Origin of the sequence: Paracoccus sp. DMF (assembly GCF_004407025.1) — a bacterium.
Lineage (GTDB): Bacteria > Pseudomonadota > Alphaproteobacteria > Rhodobacterales > Rhodobacteraceae > Paracoccus > Paracoccus aminovorans_B.
Window position 1 is genome coordinate 1 of the sequence record NZ_SOKV02000010.1, and the last position, 16,719, is coordinate 16,719.

The following is a 16,719-nucleotide window of genomic DNA, read 5'->3' on the forward strand; positions in this document are numbered from 1 at the left end:
GACGATCCAGGACTGGCGCCCCGAGGACGCGCAATTCTGGGCCGACAAGGGCCGCCGCATCGCGCGCCGCAACCTGTGGCTGTCGATCCCGGCGCTGACGCTGGCCTTCGCGGTCTGGATGGTCTGGTCGGTCGTGATCGCGCGGCTGCCCGCCATCGGCTTCAACTTCAGCCAGGACCAGCTGTTCTGGCTGGCGGCGCTGCCGGCGCTGTCGGGGGCGACGCTGCGCATCTTCTACAGCTTCATGGTGCCGATCTTTGGCGGGCGGCTGTGGACGACGATTTCCACCGCCTCGCTGCTGATCCCGGCCATGGGCATCGGCTATGCCGTGCAGAACCCGGAAACGCCCTATTTGATCTTCGTGGTGCTGGCGCTGCTGTGCGGGCTGGGGGGCGGCAACTTCTCGTCCTCGATGGCCAATATCGGCTTCTTCTTCCCGCGCTCGGAAAAGGGCAACGCCATGGCGCTGAACGCGGGCCTGGGCAACCTGGGCGTGTCGATCATGCAGTTCCTGGTGCCCGTCGTCATCACCATGGGCGTGTTCGGCGCGCTCGGTGGCCAGCCGCAGCAACTGAGCGACGGCGGCCAGGTCTGGATGCAGAACGCGGGCTTCGTCTGGGTGCCCTTCATCCTGGCCTCGACCATCGCGGCCTGGCTGGGCATGAACGACATCGCCGATGCGAAGTCGAGCTTCCGCGAACAGGCGGTGATCTTCTCGCGCCGGCACAACTGGATCATGTGCCTGCTCTACGTCGGCACCTTCGGCAGCTTCATCGGCTATTCCGCCGCCTTCCCGATGCTGACCAAGCTGGCCTTCCCGGGCGTCAACGCGCTGCAATACGCCTTCCTGGGGCCACTGATCGGCGCGCTCAGCCGGGCGGGCAGCGGCTGGATGGCCGACCGGGTCGGCGGCGGGCGGGTCACCTTCGGCGTGTTCCTGGGCATGATCGCCTCGGTCGTGGTCATCATCCAGGGGCTGAACGGCGGCAGCTTCACGCTGTTCTTCGCGGGCTTCATGGCGCTGTTCTTCTTCTCGGGCGTGGGCAACTCGTCCACCTTCCAGATGATCCCCGTCATCATGCGCAAGGAGATCGCGCGGCTCTACCCGAACGCCACCGCCGAAGAGCGCCGCCGCCAGGCCGAGCGTGAATCCGCGGCCATCGTCGCCTTTACCGCGGCCATCGGCGGCTACGGCGGCTTCTTCATCCCGAAGGCCTTCGGCAGCTCCATCCAGCTGACCGGCGGCGCCGGCGCGGCGCTCTGGGGCTTCCTGGTCTTCTACGTGCTCTGCATCGCCGTCACCTGGAGCGTCTACACCCGGCGCGGCGGATTGCTGCACGACATCGAACACGGGCGCGCGGCCATCGCCGCCCCGGCCGAATAATCTGAAAAGAAACGGAGAGAGCCATGAGCCATCTTCTGGATCGCCTGAACTTCCTGGCGCCGCTGCGCAAGGACACGTTCGCGGACGGGCACGGTCAGACCACCATCGAAAGCCGCGACTGGGAGGACACCTATCGCGCCCGCTGGCGCCACGACAAGATCGTGCGCTCGACCCATGGTGTGAACTGCACGGGCTCCTGCTCGTGGAAGATCTACGTCAAATCGGGGATCGTGACCTGGGAAACCCAGCAGACCGACTATCCCCGGACCCGGCCCGGCCTGCCCAACCACGAACCGCGCGGCTGCGCGCGCGGCGCGAGCTACAGCTGGTATCTGTATTCCGCGAACCGGGTGAAGACGCCGTTGATCCGCGGCAGGCTGATGCGGCTCTGGCGCGAAAAGCGCCGGACCCTGTCGCCGATCGAGGCCTGGACCGCGATCCAGAACGACCAGGCCGCGCGCGAAAGCTATACCCGCATCCGCGGCAAGGGCGGTTTCGTGCGCGCCACCTGGGACGAGGCGCTGGAGATCGCCGCCGCCGCGAACCTCTATACCGCCAAGACCTACGGCCCCGACCGGGTCTTCGGCTTCTCGCCGATCCCGGCCATGTCGATGATCTCCTATGCCGCCGGCACGCGCTACCTGTCGCTTCTGGGCGGCACCTGCATGTCCTTCTATGACTGGTATTGCGACCTGCCGCCGGCCTCGCCCCAGACCTGGGGCGAGCAGACCGACGTGCCGGAATCGGCCGACTGGTATAACGCCGGCTACCTGATCCTCTGGGGCTCGAACGTGCCGCAGACCCGGACGCCCGACGCGCATTTCTATACCGAGGCGCGCTATCGCGGCACCAAGTCGGCGGTGATCTGCCCCGACTATTCCGAGGCGGCCAAGTTCGGCGACATCTGGCTGAACGCCAAGCAGGGCACCGACGCGGCCATCGGCATGGCCTTCGGCCATGTCATCCTGCGCGAATTCCACCTGGATCGGCAGGCCGAATATTTCGAGGATTACTGCCGGCGCTATTCCGACATGCCGATGCTGGTGCGCCTGGACGAACAGGACGGCCGGCTGGTGCCGGGCCGGCAGCTGCGCGCCTCGGACCTGGACGGTGGGCTGGGACAGCAGAACAACCCGGAATGGAAGACCGTCGCCATCGACGAGAACACCGGCGACCTGGTGGTCCCGAACGGCTCTATCGGCTTCCGCTGGGGCGAGCAGGGCCGCTGGAACCTGGAGCAGAAGGCCGGCGACGCCGAGGTCCGGCTGAAGATGAGCCTGATCCTGGAAGAGGATCGCGACGACGTGGCCGCGGTCGACTTCCCCTGGTTCGGCGGCGCGGCGACCAACGGTTTCGCCGTCGACGACCGCGGCGAGGTGCTGACCCGCAACGTGCCGGTCAAGCGCATGGTGCTGGCCGACGGCAGCGAGGCGCTGGTCGCCACGGTGTTCGACCTGTTCTGCGCCAACTACAGCCTGGACCGCGGGCTGGGCGGCGAAAACGTCGCGACCAGCTATGACGAGGACGTGGTCTTCACCCCGGCCTGGGCGGAACGCATCACCGGGGTGCGCCGCGACAAGATCATCCAGGTGGCGCGGGAATTCGCCAGCAATGCCGAAAAGACCAATGGCAAGTCCATGGTCATCATCGGCGCGGCGATGAACCACTGGTTCCACATGGACATGAACTATCGCGCCGTCATCAACATGCTGGTGATGTGCGGCTGCGTCGGCCAGTCCGGCGGCGGCTGGGCGCATTACGTCGGCCAGGAAAAGCTGCGCCCGCAGACCGGCTGGACGGCGCTGGCCTTTGCGCTGGACTGGGCGCGCCCGCCGCGCCACATGAACGCGACCAGCGCCTTCTATGCCCATACCGACCAGTGGCGCTATGAGACGGTGACGGCGCGCGAGCTGCTGTCGCCCACCGCGCCGAAGGGCGACTGGGACCGGCTCAGCCTGATCGACTACAACATCCGCGCCGAGCGCATGGGCTGGCTGCCGTCCGCCCCGCAACTGCGCCAGAACCCGCTGGAGGTCGGTCGCGCCGCCAAGGCAGAAGGCATCGAGGTCAAGGATTATGTCGCCCGCGGCCTGAAATCCGGGGCGCTGGAGATGTCCTGCGAGGACCCCGATGCGCCGCAGAACTGGCCGCGCAACCTGTTCGTCTGGCGCTCGAACCTGCTGGGTTCCTCGGGCAAGGGGCATGAGTATTTCCTCAAGCACCTTCTGGGCACCGACCACGGCGTGCAGGGCAAGGACCTGGGCGAGGAGGGCGGCGTGAAGCCGGTCGAGGCCGTCTGGCACGACGATGCGCCGCAGGGCAAGCTGGACCTGCTGGTCACCATCGACTTCCGCATGTCCACCACCGCCGTCTATGCCGACATCGTCCTGCCGACCGCCAGCTGGTACGAAAAGGACGACATGAACACCTCGGACATGCATCCGTTCATCCACCCGCTGCAGGCGGCGGTGGACCCGGCGTATGAATCGAAATCCGACTGGGAAATCTTCAAGGCGATCGCGAAGAAATTCTCGGACCTGGCGCCGGGCGTGCTGGGGGTGGAAACCGACGTGGTGCAGCTGCCCCTGCAGCATGACAGCGCGGGCGAGCTGGCCCAGCCCTTCGTCGCCGACTGGAAACAGGGGCAATGCGAGCTGATCCCCGGCAAGACCGCCCCGGCCTATATCGAGGTCACGCGCGATTACCCGAACCTCTACAAGCGTTTCACCGCGCTCGGGCCGCTGATGGAAAAGATCGGCAATGGTGGCAAGGGCATCGCCTGGGACACCAAGACCGAGGTGCATCACCTGAAGGCTCTGAACGGCACCGTGACGGAAGAGGGCGCGACCCAGGGCATGGCCCGCATCGACACCGCCATCGACGCCGCCGAGGTGGTGCTGATGCTGGCCCCCGAGACCAATGGCGAGGTTGCCGTCAAGGCCTGGGAGGCGCTGTCCAAGGCCACCGGCATCAGCCACAAGCACCTGGCCGAGGTCAAGGAGGACGAGAAGATCCGCTTCCGCGACATCGCGGCGCAACCGAGGAAGATCATCTCGTCGCCGACCTGGTCGGGCATCGAAAGCGAGGAGGTCTGCTACAACGCCGGCTGGACCAACGTGCATGAGCTGATCCCGTGGCGCACCGTCACCGGCCGCCAGCAGCTGTATCAGGACCATGAATGGATGCGCGCCTTTGGCGAGGCCTTCGTGACCTGGCGCCCGCCGGTCGACCTGAAGACCGTAGGCCATGCCGCGACCCGCTCGCTGGGCTCGGCGGAAAAGCATGTCGTGCTGAACTTCCTGACGCCGCACCAGAAATGGGGCATCCACTCGACCTATACCGACAACCTGCTGATGCTGACGCTGAACCGCGGCGGCCCGGTGGTGTGGATTTCCGAACTGGACGCGAAAAAGGCCGGCGTGGTCGATAACGACTGGGTCGAGGTCTTCAATGCGAACGGCGCCATCACCGCCCGCGCGGTGGTCAGCCAGCGCATCAAGGAAGGCAGCATGTTCATGTATCACGCCCAGGAAAAGATCGTGAACACGCCCGGCAGCAAGGTCACCGGCAAGCGCGGCGGCATCCACAACTCGGTCACCCGCATCGTGCCGAAGCCCACCCATATGATCGGCGGCTATGCGCAGCTGGCCTACGGCTTCAACTACTACGGCACCGTGGGCGCCAACCGGGACGAATTCGTCATCGTCCGCAAACTCGATAACGTCGATTGGCTGGACCAGCCGGCCGACACCGCAACCCAAAACGTGGAGGCAGCGGAATGAAAGTTCGTGCGCAAATCGGCATGGTGCTGAACCTGGACAAGTGTATCGGCTGCCATACCTGTTCGGTCACCTGCAAGAACGTCTGGACCTCGCGCGAGGGCGTCGAATACGCCTGGTTCAACAACGTCGAGACCAAGCCCGGCATCGGCTATCCCAAGGATTGGGAGAACCAGAAGCGCTGGAACGGCGGCTGGACCCGGACCCGGGCCGGCCACCTGCAACCGAAACAGGGCGGCAAGTGGCGCATTCTGGCCAATATCTTCGCCAACCCCGACCTGCCCGAGATCGACGATTTCTACGAGCCCTTCGATTTCGACTACGACCACCTGAAGTCGGCGCCCGAGATGCAGGCCTTCCCCACCGCCCGGCCGCGTTCCAAGATCACCGGCGAGCGGATGGAAAAGATCGAATGGGGCCCGAACTGGGAGGAGATCCTGGGCGGCGAGTTCGAGAAACGCAGCAAGGACTATAACTTCGAGGGCGTGCAGAAGGACATCTACGGAGAGTATGAGAATACCTTCATGATGTATCTGCCGCGGCTGTGCGAACACTGCCTGAACCCGGCCTGCGTCGCCTCCTGCCCCTCGGGCGCGATCTACAAGCGCGAGGACGACGGCGTCGTCCTGATCGACCAGGAGAAATGCCGGGGCTGGCGCATGTGCGTTTCCGGCTGCCCCTACAAGAAGATCTATTACAACTGGTCCTCGGGCAAATCCGAGAAATGCATCCTGTGCTATCCGCGCCTGGAAAGCGGCCAGCCCACGGTCTGTTCGGAAACCTGCGTCGGGCGCATCCGCTATCTGGGGGTGATGCTCTATGATGCCGACAAGATCGCCGAGGCGGCCGCGACCGAGTCGGAAATGGATCTCTACGACGCGCAGCTGGGCGTGTTCCTGGACCCGAACGACCCGGAGGTGATCGCCGCGGCGCGCGCCGAGGGCATCCCCGAGGACTGGATCAAGGGCGCGCAGAACTCGCCGATCTGGAAGATGGCGATGGAATGGAAGATCGCCTTCCCGCTGCATCCCGAATACCGCACGCTGCCGATGGTCTGGTATGTGCCGCCGCTGTCGCCGATCCAGAACGCCGCCGAGGCCGGCAAGATCGCCGCGCAGGACGACATGCCCGACGTGCGGTCGCTGCGCATCCCGCTGCGCTATCTGGCGAACATGCTGACCGCCGGCGACGAGGCCCCGGTCGCCTCGGCCTTGGAGCGGATGCTGGCGATGCGCAGCTACATGCGCTCGAAGACCGTGGACGGCGTGGTGAACCTGGGCGTCGCCAAGCGCGTCGGCCTGACCCCGCACCAGATCGACGAGATGTACAACCTTCTCGCCATCGCCAATTACGAGGACCGCTTCGTCATCCCGACCACGCATCGCGAGCTGGTCGAGGATGCCTATGACCTGAAGGGCGGCTGCAGCTTCACCGACGGCAACGGCTGCTCGTCGGGCCACAGCGGCGCCAAGCTGTTCTCGGGCAAGAAGTTCCGCAGCCCGCAGGAGTTCATCGCATGAAAACCTTCAAGGCACTCTCATTGCTGCTGAGCTATCCGTCCGAGGAGTTGCAGCAGGCCATCCCCGAGATCGACGCGCTGCTGCATGCCGACGGGCTGCTGGGTCCCCGGCGCATGGAGACGCTGGCGCCCCTGCTGCGCGACCTGGCGCGGGGCGATCTCTACGACCTCCAGGAACGCTATGTGCTGCTCTTCGACCGGTCGCGCACGCTGTCGCTGAACCTCTTTGAACATATCCATGGCGAAAGCCGCGACCGCGGCGGCGCCATGGTCGACCTCTTGGAGATGTATCGCGCCGGCGGCTTCGACCTGGGCGGCACGGAACTGCCCGACCACCTGCCGGTGCTGCTGGAATACCTCTCGACCCGGCCGCTGGCCGATGCGCGCGAGATCTTGCAGGGCGCCGGCCATATCCTGGTCGCGCTGGGCGAGCGCCTGGTGCGGCGCGACGCCGCCTATGCCGCGGTGCTCGAGGTGCTGGTCGCCATCGCCGAGGCCGACCCGGCCGCCGAGGAGGTCCAGACCCTGCTGGCGGTCAAGGACGACGACCCCGAGGACCTGGCCGCGCTGGATGCGGTCTGGTCCGAGGCGCAGGTGACCTTCGGTCCCGATCCCAATGCCGGCTGCCCGGTCAGCCGCGATCTTCTTGCCCGCATGGATCCCGGCGCCCCCGCGGCGCGGGCCGCAAGCTGAGGAGCGACAGATGAACCATTTCCTGTTCGGAGTTTTCCCCTATATCGCCATCACGGTGATGATCCTGGGCGCCATCGTCCGCTACGAGACCGAGCCCTTCACCTGGAAATCCTCGTCGAGCCAGCTTCTGCGCCGCAAGCAGTTCGTGCTGGGCTCGGTGCTGTTCCACCTGGGCGTGCTGATGATCCTGGGCGGGCATTTCGTCGGCCTGCTGACGCCGGTCGCCTTCTGGGACGCGCTGGGGATCAGCCATGGCGCCAAGCAGGTCTTCGCCATGGCGATGGGCGGCTTTGCCGGCGTCCTCGCCATGGTCGGCGGGCTGATCCTGCTGCATCGCCGGCTGATGGACCCGCGCGTCCGGGCCAATTCCACCCTGGCCGATACCGGCATCCTGGTCCTGCTGATGCTGCAACTGACGCTCGGGCTCTGCACGATCTTCGTCTCGGCCCAGCATCTGGACGGGCACGAGATGGTCAAGCTGATGCAATGGGCGCAGGGCATCGCCTATTTCGGCGCCGATCCTGCCGCGCATCTTGAGGGCGTCGCGCTGATCTTCAAGCTGCATATCCTGCTGGGGCTGACGATCTTCCTGCTGTTCCCCTTCACCCGGCTGGTGCACATGCTGTCCGCGCCGGTGCGCTACCTGTGGCGGCCGGGCTATCAGATCGTGCGCTCGAAACGCGGCGCGCGTGCGGGCGTCGGGCTGAACCCGATCGCGGCCACCGTCGCCGGGCGCGAGGCGACGGCCCACAAGGCCGTCGGCCGTGACCGGCCGGCGCCGCAGGATCCGCTGGGCCAGGCGGCGGAGTGACGGCGATGGAGATGAAACCTCTGCTGCCCCCCGTCACCGTCAACGGCGTCACCATCAGCGCCGAGCGCATCGCGGCCGAGGCGCAGAACCACCCCGCGCCCAAGGGCAAGCCGGGCCTGGCCTGGAAATCCGCCGCCCGGGCGCTGGCCCTGCGCGAGATCCTGCTGCAAGAGGCCCGCGCCCGGGGCCTGACCGCCGATCCGGCCGAACTGGCCCCCGGCCAGTGGGAGACCGAGGACGAGGCGCTGATCCGGCAATTGCTGGATCAGGCCATCGCCCCCGAAGCCCCGGACGAGGCGGCGCTGCGCGCGATCTACGACGCCCATCCCGAGCGGTTCCGCGCGCCCTCGCTTTACGAGGCGGCGCATATCCTGTTCCCGGCCGCGCCCGGCGACCCGGCCGCGCGCGACGCGGCCCGCAAGGCGGCGGCCGAGGTGCTGGAGGAATTGCGCCGGGCACCGCGCCGGTTCGCGGAACTGGCGGCGCGGCACAGCGCCTGTTCGTCCAAGGACAGCGGCGGGCTTCTGGGCCAGCTGTCGTCCGGCGACACGGTGCCCGAGTTCGAGGCGGCGCTGGCCACGATCCCCGAAGGCGAGATCGGCGCGCCGGTCGAGACCCGCTACGGCATCCACCTGATCCGGCTGGACGCAAGGGCCGAGGGCGCCGTCCTGCCCTTTGACGCGGTGCTGCCGCATCTGCGCGAGGCCCGGGAAAAGGCGGCCTGGGTTGCCGCCAGCCGCGCCTTCACCGCCGCGCTGGTGGCGAGGGCCGAGGTGACGGGCGTGTCGCTGGGCGCTGACGCGGAAGGGGGCGCGGCATGAAGCTGGCCTATGTCACGCTGTCGGGCCGCGGCGCCATCGACGCGCTGCTGTCCGAAGTGGTCGAGGCACTCGAGGCCCAGGGCCTGCGCTTGGCCGGCACCGTGCAAAGCAACGTCGACCGCGCCGACCGGGCGCTGTGCGACATGGATCTGCGGCTGCTGCCGGACGGGCCGATGGTGCGCATCAGCGTCGATCGCGGCCCCGAGGCGCGCGGCTGCCGGTTGAACCCCGATGCGCTGGAACGCTCGGTGGCCTGGACCGAGGCGGCGCTGGACCGCGCCGAATTCCTGGTGGTGAATAAGTTCGGCAAGCAGGAGGCCGAGGGCCGCGGCCTGGCCGGCACCATCGCCACGGCGCTGGAGCGCGGCTTGCCGGTGCTGGTCGGCGTGAACGGGCTGAACCTGCCGCCCTTCCTGGAATTCGCCGGCGGCCTGGCCCAAGCCCTGCCGCCCGACCCCCGGGCGGTGCTGGACTGGTGCCTGGCCGCGCGGCTGCCGGCCATGGCCGCCGCCTAGGCCGCGGCGCCGGTCGGGTGCAGCAGCGGCAGGAAATCGCCGCGCCGCGCCAGCACGTCGGCCAGCGTCTGGCGGTCCAGAACCGCCAGGAACGCCTCCATCGCCTCGTCCAGCGCCAGCGTCAGCCCGCAGGCCGGGGCGATGATGCAGCTGCCGCAGCCGACCAGGTCGAAATCCGCCTCGGTGTGACGAATGACCGCACCCACGCTGATCTGCTCGGCCGGCCGCGCCAGCCGGATGCCGCCGCCGCGGCCGCGCACGCTGGCGAGCCAGCCGGCATTCACCAGGTCGTTGATCACCTTCATCAGGTGATTTTGCGAGATTCCATAAGCCCTTGCGATCTCGGCGATGGAACACAGCCGGTCGGGCTGTCGGCCCAGATACAAGAGCACCCGCATGGCGTAATCGGTATAGCGTGTCAGTCGCATGGCGCCTTCCTGAAACATGCATCCTGATTGCATGATTTGACCCTGCCGCATAGATGTATTCGCAATACATGATTTGCGAGTCGCGCCCGCGGCCGCAGCGCCAAGGAGAATCCGATGACCCAGGCTCTGAGCCCCCGCACCATCGAACTGGTCAAGGCCACCGTGCCCGCGCTGGAAGCGCATGGCATGACCATCGTGCACGAGATGTATGCGCGCATGTTCCGCGATCCGGCGATCCGCGACCTGTTCAACCAGTCGCACCACGGCGCCAGCGACGCCCAGCCGCGCGCGCTGACCGGCGCCATCCTGGCCTATGCCGGCAATATCGAGAACCTGGCCGCGCTGGCCCCGGCGGTCGAGCGCATCGCGCAGAAACACGTCGGCCTGCAGATCCTGCCCGAGCATTACCCGCATGTCGCCGAGGCGCTTCTGGGCGCAATCAAGCATGTGCTGGGCGATGCCGCCACCGACGAGATCCTGGCCGCCTGGGGCGAGGCCTATTGGTTCCTCGCCAATATCCTGATCGCGCGGGAAAAGCGGCTTTACGGCGAACAGAACGCCGCGCCCGGCGGCTGGAACGGCTGGCGCGATTTCCGCATCGCCGAGGTCGTGACCGAAAGCAGCGTCATCAAGTCCTTCGTGCTGCGCCCGGTCGATGGCGGCGCGGTGATGGCGCATCTGCCGGGGCAATACCTGACCTTCTGGTTCGACATCCCCGGCCATCCGCCGGCCAAGCGCAACTATTCGATCTCGTCGGCGCCGGACGGACAGGGCTATCGCATCAGCGTCAAGCGCGAGCCGATGGGCCTGGCCTCGGGCTGGCTGCACGAGCAGCCGCCGGGCACGGTGCTGAAGGTCGCGGCGCCGGCGGGCGAGTTCTTCATCGAGGCGCTGCCGCAGCGGCCGGTGGTGCTGCTGTCGGGCGGGGTCGGGCTGACGCCGATGGTGGCGATGCTGGAATGGCTGGTCGAGAAGGGCGCCGAACAGCCGGTGCATTACATCCACGGCACCCATGACCGCGACACCCATGCCATGCGCGCCCATGTCCGCGCGCTGGCAGAGCAGGGCAGCGACATCCGCGTCACCGATTTCCACCAGACCCCGCTTGCGGATGAGGTCGCGGGGCGCGACTATGACATCGCAGGGCTGATCACCGACGAATGGCTGCTGGCCAACACGCCGGCCGAGACGGCGGATTACTATATCTGCGGCCCGCGTCCGTTCCTGCGGGCAGCGGTCTCGGCCCTGTCGCTGGCGGGCGTTCCGGCGGCGCGCATCCATTACGAGTTCTTCGGTCCGGCCGACGAGCTTCTGGCAGCCTGAGGGACCACGGCATGGACGACCTGACCATCGCGCGGATCGTCCATGTGGTCGCGGTGCTCTTGTGGATCGGCGGGGTGGCTTTCGTCACCCTGGTGCTGATCCCGGCGATCCGCGTGGCCGAGCCGCCCGAGCGCCGGCTGGCCGCCTTTCACCGCGTCGAGGGCCGCTTTGCCGCCCAGGCGCGGCTCTGGGTGGCGCTGGCCGGGCTCAGCGGGCTGTGGATGGTCTGGCGCGGCGCGATGTGGGACCGCTTCGCCGAGGCGGGCTATTGGTGGATGCATGCCATGGTCGCGGTCTGGCTGGTCTTTGCCGCCATGCTGTTCCTGATCGAGCCGCTGTTCCTGCATCGCCGCATGAAGGCCTCGGCCGATCCGGCGGCGGATTTCGACCGCATGGGCCGGATGCATGTGCTGCTGCTGGCCGCCTCGCTGATCGCGGTGATCGGCGGGGTCGGCGGCGCGCATGGGCTGTTCTAGGCGGGATAGACCACGCTGCCGTCCGGGCGGATGACCGCGCCCGAGGTCAGCCGCGCCTCTTCCAGCCGGCCCGGGCCCATGATGTTGATCACCGTCTCGCCCGCCGCGATCAGATAGTCACTGACGATGCGGCGATGACAGCGCCACCAGACCGCCTCGGCGCACATGGTGGCGCAGTTCTGCGCCCGGCCCAGGACCAGCAGCCGGTCGAGCCCGGCCCGGAACCGGTCCGACAGCGCGTAATCGGCATAGTTGTGAAAGCTGCGGTTGGTCCAGAAGCCGTTCAGCTCGGGCGGGACGCCGGGATTCCTGCCGCGCAGCCCGCCCAGTTCCGCGATGCGTTCATAGCCGATGCCGGCCCCGGCCAGCGCCGGCGCCAGGGCGTCGCCATCGAACCAGGGATGCGCGCGCGAGCCAGGCAGCTTGCGGATATCCGCGACCCGCTCGACCCCGGCCTCGGCCAGCAGGGCGGTGAATTCCGCCAGGCTGCGATTGGAATGGCCGATGGTATGGAAAGGCCGCGTCATGACCTCAGAAGGTGAAGCGCGCTGCCCTTGTGCGCCGCGACATGGTCGGTCTTGTCGCTCTGGATCAGATATTGCGGGTCGTCGGGCGAGGCGCGGCGGGTATGGCCCTTGTAGTCGAAATCGCCGGTCTTGACTTCCGTGATGACGCCCGAGACCTTACCGGCCTCGGAATTCCAGCCGACATGATCGCCGACCTTGAAGGATCTGGACATGACGCTCTCCCAGCAGAAGGGAGTGCGATTAGGCCAGAGGCGCGGCAGCGATGCAAGGCTGCTGCGCCCCGATCAGAAGATCCGCGAGCCGATAACGGCGCCGGCGTCGGGCTGCAGCAGCATGACCCGCCCTTCGGCATCCGGCGCGCCCAGCACCAGGATCTGCGACTGGAAGCCGGCGATATTGCGCGGCGTCATGTTCACCACACAGACCACGAGCCGGTCCAGCAGCGCGGATTCCGGGTAATTGGTGATCTGCGCGCTGGACCAGCGCCTGCCCAACTCGCCGAAATCCACCTGCACCTTGTAGGAAGGATTGCGCGCGCGCGGAAAGGGCTGCACGGCGACGATGCGGCCGACGCGCATCTCGACCCTGGCGAAGTCGTCATAGACGATCTGGTTTTCCGACATGGTATTCTCCTGTCCTCTTGGCGCCGTCAGCCTCCGGCCGGCCTTATCAGCGACTTGATCGGCACATATCCCCGATCCAGCAAGGTCTGGATGACGATGCAGCGGAAATATTTCGCGATCCCGCTGGTCTGAACGTCGGCAACGATGTCCTGTGCGGACCTGGTCCCAGCAGGTGGGCCGAGCCGCCGCTGGCCAGGGGCAGTTCCTGAAGATCGTCGATCGTGACGATTTCGCCGCTTCGCCGGGCCGGGCGGCCCCGACCTGGACGATTCCCGCCGGCGCCACCCGTCGCCTTGCTGGCGGATGAGAATGCCATTCTCCGACCGCGGCTGGCGACGCGGGTTTTCGCCTCCCGAAGCGGCCGGCTTTGGAATGGCCGGATGGACGGCGGGCGCCTATCAATTCCCTAGTCGTTGAGTCGTCATTTTCAGGAGCATATCTTGTCCGCACCCCGTTTCGCCGCTTTCGCAGGCTCGTGGAGCCAGCCCTCGAAGACCCGCCGCCTTGTCGAGGAGATCGCCTCCCGTGCCGTCCGCGCCCATGGCGGCAGCGCGCATGTCTTCGATATCGGCGACCTGGGCGCCGACTTCGGCAGCTTGCGACAGCCGCAGCAGGGTCCGCACAGCCGCCATCTGGACGCCTTCCTGCAGGCGGATGCGCTGATCGTCGCGAGCCCGGTCTACAAGGGCAGTTACAGCGGACTCTTCAAGCATTTCATCGATCTGCTCGACCAGGGCGCGCTGGCGGACAAGCCGGTGCTGCTGGCGGCGACCGGCGGCGGCCATCGCCATGCGCTGGTGATCGAGCACCAGCTGCGCCCGGTCTTCGGCTTTTTCGAGGCGCATACGCTGCCGACCGGGGTCTATGCCGCCGCGTCGGATTTCGACGGCGAGGCGCCCGGCGCCGATCTGGCGCAGCGCCTTGACCGCGCGGTGCGGCAGTTCTCCGTGCATTTTCCCCACCACCATGCCGCGCCGCTGCGTGCGGTCGGCTGAACCAGGGCTGATATCATGAACGATCCGACCAAGAAGCGCATCATCCTGAACGCCTTCGACATGACCTGCGTCGGCCATCAGGCGGCGGGCACCTGGCGGCATCCGTCCAGCCAGGCCGCGCGCTACAACGACCTGGAATACTGGACCAATCTCGCTATCGAGCTGGAGCGGGGCGCCTTCGACAGCCTGTTCATCGCCGATGTGGTCGGCGTCTATGACGTCTATCGCGGCTCGGCCGAGGCGGCGCTGCACGACGCCGCGCAGGTGCCGGTCAACGACCCGTTCGGCGCCATCTCGGCCATGGCGGCGGTGACGCGGAACCTGGGTTTCGGCATCACCGCGGCCGTGACCTTCGAGCATCCCTATCTGCTGGCGCGCCGGCTTTCGACGCTGGACCACCTGACCAAGGGCCGCGTGGCGTGGAACGTGGTCTCCTCCTATCTGGACAGCGCCGCGAGGAATATCGGCATGGAGCGCCAGATCGCCCATGACGCCCGCTATGACCTGGCCGAGGAATACATGCAGGTCACCTACAAGCTGTGGGAGGGCAGCTGGGAGGACGGCGCCGTGCTGCGCGACAGGGAACGCGGCATCTTCACCGACGCCTCCAAGGTGCATCCGATCCGGCACGAGGGCGGCTATTTCAAGGTGCCGGGGTTCCACCTGTGCGAGCCGTCGCCGCAGCGCACGCCGGTGATCTTCCAGGCCGGGGCGTCGGCGCGCGGGCGCGCATTCGCCGCCCGCCATGCCGAGGCGATGTTCGTGCTGGCGACCAGCCCCGAAACCGCCAGGAAGCTGTGCGACGCCATCCGCGCCGAGGTCGCCGCCGCCGGGCGCGAGCCGGACAGCCTGAAGATCTTTGCCCTGCTGACCGTCATCACCGGCCCAAGCGACGAGGCCGCGCAGCGCAAATACAGGGAATACCTGGACTATGCCTCGCCCGAGGGGGCGCTGGCGCTTTACGGCGGCTGGACCGGCCTGGACTTTTCCACGCTCGACCCCGACCAGCCGCTGACGGCAGTGGAAAACGACAGCCTGCGCACCACACTGGAATCGCTGGCCGCCGATGGCGAGGCCTGGACGGTGCGCGACGTGATCCGCAAGCGCTCGATCGGTGGGCTTGGCCCGGTGCTGGTCGGCGGGCCGCAGACCATCGCCGATGCGCTGGAGGCCTGGGTGGACGAGGGCGGCGTCGACGGCTTCAACCTCGCCTATGCCGTCACCCCGGCCTCGACCACCGATTTCATCGACTTCGTGGTGCCGGAACTGCGCAGGCGCGGCCGGGCGCAGGTCGATTACGCGCCGGGCACGCTGCGCGAGAAGCTGCTGGGCGATGCCGGCGGCCGGGTGCGCGACAGCCACCCCGCCGCGGAATGGCGCCGGCATTACATCGGCCGCGAAAGCGTGGCCGACGCCAGCCGCCCCTCGGCCTTCGAGGGCATCAGCGCAGGCTATACGGAGGCGGCGGAATGAGCGCGCCCGACATCTTCTGGTTCCTGCCCACCTCGGGCGACACGCGCTATCTGGGCGCTTCGGATTTCGGCCGGGCGTCGGACTTCGACTATCTGCGCGACATTGCCGCCGCCGCCGACCGGCTGGGCTATGACGGCATGCTGATCCCGACCGGGGCCAGCTGCCTCGACCCCTGGGTGGCGGCGACGGCGGTGGCGCATGCCACGCGGCGGCTGAAGCTGCTGGTGGCGCTGCGCACCTCGATCAGCGGCCCGACCGCCTCGGCCCGCCAGGCGGCGGCGCTGGACCAGCTGCTGGGCGGACGGCTGCTGCTGAACGTCGTGCCCGGCGGCGACCCGCGCGAGCTGGCGGCGGACGGCGCCTTCTTCAGCCACGACGGGCGCTACGAGAACGCCGGCGAATTCCTGGCCGTCTGGAAACGCCTGATGGCGGGCGAAACCGTGGATTTTGCCGGCCGGCATATCCGCGTCGAGGGGGCGAAGAACTTTCACCCCGGGCCGCAGCATCCGCATCCGCCGCTGTATTTCGGCGGCTCGTCGCCGGCCGCCCACGCGCTGGCGGCCGAGCATGTCGATGCCTATCTGACCTGGGGCGAGCCGCCGGCCGCCGTGGCCGAAAAGATCGCCGATGTCCGGGCGCAGGCGGCGGAACACGGCCGCACCATCCGCTTCGGCATCCGCCTGCACGCCATCGTGCGCGAGACCGAGGCCGAGGCCTGGGCCGAGGCGGAGCGGCTGATCGCGCATCTGACCGACGACGACATCGCCCGGGCGCAGGCCAATTACGCCCAGATGGATTCGGTCGGCTAGCGCCGCATGGCCGCGCTGCACGGCGGGCGCCGCGACCGGCTGGAAATCAGCCCGAACCTCTGGGCCGGCGTGGGGCTGGTGCGCGGCGGTGCGGGCACGGCGCTGGTCGGCGATGCCGAGACCGTGGTGGCACGGATGCGCGAATACCAGGCCTTGGGCATCGAGACCTTCGTCATGTCCGGCTATCCGCATCTGGAAGAGGCGATCCGCTTTGCGGAGCTGGTCTTCCCCCGGATCGGCAAGCAGGCCGTGACCTCGCAGGCCAGCCAGACCGGCGGCGCCTTCGACATCCGGGCGCGCGCCGCGTCATGAGCCAGCCCGTCATCGAGACCGTGGTCACGATGGCGCCGCGGTTGCGGTGGAACTCCACCACCCCCTGGGCTTCCAGCCGCTTCAGCGCCTCACGCACCGGGATCTTGCTGACGTTGAACAGCCGCGCCACGACATGACCCCGCAAGCCGGGCGCTTGCGGTCCAGACGATGGACACAGGGAGGAGGGATGCGCAGCTCAGGATTCATCCGGTGACTTGCCATGCCCAAGGC

Annotated in this window: 16 protein-coding genes and 1 pseudogene; 12 read left to right on the forward strand and 5 right to left on the reverse strand. The window is 67.7% G+C overall.

The annotated features are described in order from the left end of the window. The 7 genes from E3D03_RS07875 to E3D03_RS07905 all read left to right on the forward strand — a co-directional run. Positions 1 to 1,384 (forward strand): NarK family nitrate/nitrite MFS transporter (locus tag E3D03_RS07875; protein WP_318013716.1); only part of this gene is annotated, 1,384 nt, incomplete at its 5' end. 23 nt (positions 1,385 to 1,407) lie between these two features. Then, on the forward strand, positions 1,408 to 5,166 hold the full coding sequence (locus tag E3D03_RS07880; protein ID WP_263566501.1) for a nitrate reductase subunit alpha: 3,759 nt from the start codon (positions 1,408 to 1,410) through the stop codon (positions 5,164 to 5,166). Continuing rightward, entirely contained in the window at positions 5,163 to 6,683 is a 1,521-nt protein-coding gene (narH, locus tag E3D03_RS07885; protein ID WP_263566502.1) for a nitrate reductase subunit beta, read from the forward strand. Before E3D03_RS07880 ends, narH begins: the two co-directional genes overlap by 4 nt. Then, on the forward strand, positions 6,680 to 7,375 hold the full coding sequence (gene narJ, locus E3D03_RS07890; protein WP_263566503.1) for a nitrate reductase molybdenum cofactor assembly chaperone: 696 nt from the start codon (positions 6,680 to 6,682) through the stop codon (positions 7,373 to 7,375). Before narH ends, narJ begins: the two co-directional genes overlap by 4 nt. A gap of 10 nt (positions 7,376 to 7,385) precedes the next feature. Continuing rightward, the gene (gene narI, locus E3D03_RS07895; RefSeq protein WP_263566504.1) at positions 7,386 to 8,186 is read left to right on the forward strand and encodes a respiratory nitrate reductase subunit gamma; all 801 of its coding nucleotides are present in this window, start codon (positions 7,386 to 7,388) and stop codon (positions 8,184 to 8,186) included. A gap of 11 nt (positions 8,187 to 8,197) precedes the next feature. Beyond that, on the forward strand, positions 8,198 to 9,007 hold the full coding sequence (locus E3D03_RS07900) for a peptidylprolyl isomerase (RefSeq protein ID WP_263566505.1): 810 nt from the start codon (positions 8,198 to 8,200) through the stop codon (positions 9,005 to 9,007). Beyond that, on the forward strand, positions 9,004 to 9,522 hold the full coding sequence (locus E3D03_RS07905; protein ID WP_263566506.1) for a DUF2478 domain-containing protein: 519 nt from the start codon (positions 9,004 to 9,006) through the stop codon (positions 9,520 to 9,522). The genes E3D03_RS07900 and E3D03_RS07905 overlap by 4 nt, the downstream gene beginning before the upstream one ends. On the opposite strand, the gene E3D03_RS07910 is transcribed toward E3D03_RS07905, so the two are convergent. Beyond that, positions 9,519 to 9,950 carry an RrF2 family transcriptional regulator gene (locus E3D03_RS07910; protein WP_263566507.1) on the reverse strand — a complete coding sequence of 144 codons (432 nt, stop codon included), beginning with the start codon at positions 9,948 to 9,950 and terminating at the stop codon, positions 9,519 to 9,521. The two genes, E3D03_RS07905 and E3D03_RS07910, sit on opposite strands and share 4 nt — an antisense overlap. A 114-nt stretch (positions 9,951 to 10,064) precedes the next feature. On the opposite strand from E3D03_RS07910, the gene hmpA reads away from it, so the two are divergent. Next, positions 10,065 to 11,273 (forward strand): NO-inducible flavohemoprotein, encoded by a 1,209-nt coding sequence (gene hmpA, locus E3D03_RS07915; protein ID WP_263566508.1) that lies wholly within the window; start codon positions 10,065 to 10,067, stop codon positions 11,271 to 11,273. 11 nt (positions 11,274 to 11,284) lie between these two features. Continuing rightward, the gene (locus tag E3D03_RS07920) at positions 11,285 to 11,749 is read left to right on the forward strand and encodes a hypothetical protein (RefSeq protein WP_263566509.1); all 465 of its coding nucleotides are present in this window, start codon (positions 11,285 to 11,287) and stop codon (positions 11,747 to 11,749) included. On the opposite strand, the gene E3D03_RS07925 is transcribed toward E3D03_RS07920, so the two are convergent. The 3 genes from E3D03_RS07925 to E3D03_RS07935 all read right to left on the reverse strand — a co-directional run bounded on the left by E3D03_RS07925 (position 11,746) and on the right by E3D03_RS07935 (position 12,899). After that, positions 11,746 to 12,276, reverse strand: a complete 531-nt coding sequence (locus E3D03_RS07925) for a DUF488 family protein (RefSeq protein WP_263566510.1) — start codon at positions 12,274 to 12,276, stop codon at positions 11,746 to 11,748. The two genes, E3D03_RS07920 and E3D03_RS07925, sit on opposite strands and share 4 nt — an antisense overlap. Then, on the reverse strand, positions 12,273 to 12,488 hold the full coding sequence (locus tag E3D03_RS07930) for a DUF2945 domain-containing protein (RefSeq protein WP_263566511.1): 216 nt from the start codon (positions 12,486 to 12,488) through the stop codon (positions 12,273 to 12,275). The genes E3D03_RS07925 and E3D03_RS07930 overlap by 4 nt, the downstream gene beginning before the upstream one ends. 72 nt (positions 12,489 to 12,560) lie before the next feature. Continuing rightward, positions 12,561 to 12,899 carry a tRNA-binding protein gene (locus E3D03_RS07935; RefSeq protein WP_263566512.1) on the reverse strand — a complete coding sequence of 113 codons (339 nt, stop codon included), beginning with the start codon at positions 12,897 to 12,899 and terminating at the stop codon, positions 12,561 to 12,563. A 440-nt stretch (positions 12,900 to 13,339) separates the two neighbouring features. On the opposite strand from E3D03_RS07935, the gene E3D03_RS07940 reads away from it, so the two are divergent. The 3 genes and pseudogenes from E3D03_RS07940 to ssuD all read left to right on the forward strand — a co-directional run. Next, on the forward strand, positions 13,340 to 13,894 hold the full coding sequence (locus tag E3D03_RS07940) for an NAD(P)H-dependent oxidoreductase (RefSeq protein WP_263566513.1): 555 nt from the start codon (positions 13,340 to 13,342) through the stop codon (positions 13,892 to 13,894). A gap of 15 nt (positions 13,895 to 13,909) precedes the next feature. After that, the gene (locus tag E3D03_RS07945) at positions 13,910 to 15,367 is read left to right on the forward strand and encodes an LLM class flavin-dependent oxidoreductase (protein ID WP_263566514.1); all 1,458 of its coding nucleotides are present in this window, start codon (positions 13,910 to 13,912) and stop codon (positions 15,365 to 15,367) included. Next, positions 15,364 to 16,407 (forward strand): annotated as a pseudogene (ssuD, locus tag E3D03_RS07950) (FMNH2-dependent alkanesulfonate monooxygenase); the annotation flags it as partial. The gene E3D03_RS07945 and the pseudogene ssuD, both read left to right, overlap by 4 nt. Here ssuD and E3D03_RS21320 read toward each other — a convergent pair. Further along, complete coding sequence (locus E3D03_RS21320; protein ID WP_318013717.1) at positions 16,349 to 16,618, reverse strand: GntR family transcriptional regulator; 270 nt, start codon at positions 16,616 to 16,618, stop codon at positions 16,349 to 16,351. The pseudogene ssuD and the gene E3D03_RS21320 sit on opposite strands and share 59 nt — an antisense overlap. Positions 16,619 to 16,719: the final 101 nt, after the last annotated feature.